This is a genomic window from Spirillospora sp. NPDC046719, from assembly GCF_040645715.1.
In the GTDB taxonomy this organism is placed as follows: domain Bacteria; phylum Actinomycetota; class Actinomycetes; order Streptosporangiales; family Streptosporangiaceae; genus Spirillospora.
This window is the reverse complement of sequence record NZ_JBEYYT010000829.1, coordinates 1-1959: the sequence shown is the minus strand read 5'-3', so window position 1 is coordinate 1959 and position 1959 is coordinate 1. Positions and strand designations below refer to the sequence as shown.

The 1959-nt window shown below is 76.0% G+C and carries 2 protein-coding genes; both read right to left on the bottom strand.

Annotation, left to right across the window (positions count from 1 at the left end; translation table 11 throughout):
- Positions 1-182 precede the first annotated feature (182 nt).
- Complete coding sequence (locus ABZ914_RS50720; protein ID WP_500201731.1) at positions 183-1169, bottom strand: asparaginase; 987 nt, start codon at positions 1167-1169, stop codon at positions 183-185.
- Between the two features lie 39 nt (positions 1170-1208).
- A complete protein-coding gene (locus ABZ914_RS50715) occupies positions 1209-1790 on the bottom strand; it encodes a DUF4240 domain-containing protein (protein ID WP_500201730.1) in 582 nt (193 codons plus the stop codon).
- Positions 1791-1959: the final 169 nt, after the last annotated feature.

Here is a 1959-nt window from a genome sequence, read left to right as displayed (position 1 = left end):
CCGCCGACGTCGGCGGCGAGCTGCTGGTGTGGGACGCCGCGTCCGTCACGCCGTGCCGCCGCGTCCTCCTGCCGGCCCGGGTGAACGACCTGGCGCTGAGCACGGACGGGACGCTGATCGCCGCCACGGACACCGGCCTCCGCCTCGCGTCCGCGTGACCACCCGCACTGTCGCCCGCGCCGTCACCCGCGCTCGGCGAACGCGGCGGCGACGCCGTCCCTGCCGGCGCCCGCGGCGAGCATGACCCGCAGCAGGACGCGGGCCTTGTAGGGGTCGAGCATCCCCGCGTTGATCAGCCCGCGCCGCTGGAGATCGGTCTCGGAGCCGGCGGCGCCGTAGGTGTCGCGCAGCACCGGCCCGGCCCCCGTCCGCGACGCGAGCACCACCGGCACGCGCTGCGCGAGATCGCCCAGTACCGGCGCGAACGAGGCGGGCACGTGCCCCACCCCGAAGCCCGCCACGACGAACCCGTCGCACCCCTCCGCGTTCATCATCGACGGATCGTCGTCCAGCACGACGGTGTGGAGCCCCACCCGCACCCTGGCCAGCGCCGCCGCGTCGACCTCGACGGGCGCGCGGCGCGGCACTCCGCCGTGCACGCCGACCCGCCCCTCGTGGACGAACCCGATCGGACCGGCGTTCGGCGACGTGAACGCCCCGGTGCTCGTGCTGTGCGCCTTCCGCACCCACCGCGCCGCGTGGATCTCGTCGTTCATGACCACCAGCGCGCCGAGCCCGCGCGCCTGCGGCGCCGCGGCCACGTGCGCGGCCGCGAGCAGGTTGGCGGGGCCGTCCGGGCCCGCCAGCGTCGGGTTCCGCATGGCGCCCGTCATCACGAACGGCTCGTCATGGGTCCAGAGCAGGTCGGCGAGGAACGCCGTCTCCTCCAGTGTGTCGGTGCCCTGCGTGACCACGATGCCGAGCGCGCCGTCCCGCACCGCGTCCGACGCCCGCCGCACCAGGTCGAGGATCCGCGCGAACGTCAGCCGGGCGCTCGGGACGGCCTCGATGTCCCGCACCTCCAGCGGCACGCCCACGCCGGCCAGCCGGGGGACGGCGGCCATCAGGTCGGCGCCGCTCAGCCGCGCCACGACCGTCCCGCCGTCGCGGCCGGGACCGTGCCCCGCCATCGCGATCGTCCCGCCCAGCGTGAACAGCGCGACGCTCATACCGGCCTCCTCACGAAGATCGACTCGCCCGGGCCCACGCTAGCCTCGCGCCCGCGCCGGGAAGAGGGCGGAGAGCCGGGGAAGCCGCCGGGCGATCTCCGCAGGGTCGTCGAAGTCCCAGGACGGGTCGGCGGGCGCGGTGTCGTACGGCGTCTCGTGGCCGCGGGCGAGCAGGGCGTCGCTCAGGCCGTCCTCGTCTCCGGTGAGGCGCTCGTAGGCGGTGGCGGCCAGGTAGTTGAACGACTCCCACTCCGGCCATTCCGCGTCCGACCATCCGCCCATCGGGCGGCCCGCGAGGCGCCGGATGCCGGGCAGCTCCGCCAGCAGGTCGGGGGCCGCGGTGACGAGGTGGAACGTCCGGCGGCCCTGGCCGATCAGCCAGGGCTGGAAGTACCAGAAGGCGTCCATCGAGCACAGGCCGCCCATGATCCGGTACGCGGCGCCCCAGAGCGCGTGGGTGTCCGACCGCAGGCGCGTCTCGTCCTGGCGGACCTGGAAGTCGGCGATCTCCGCCGGCGGCAGGCGGACGAGCCGCTCTTCGAGCCAGGCCAGCCGGCGGCCCGGGTCGGGGGAGTGGCCGCGGGACCGCTCGACCAGGTCCCAGAACTCGTCCTCGGTCATGCGGGGCAGTCTGGCAGCCGGGTACGACAGGGCCGCCGGGGCGCGCGGGGCGCCCCCGCGGCCGGGGGGGGGGGGGGAGCGTTTTGGGCTTCGGTACTGGAGGCGCGCCACGGCCGGGGTGATGGCCCGGGCGAGGACCCTAAGGCCGTCAAAGCGGGAGTTGGAGGGG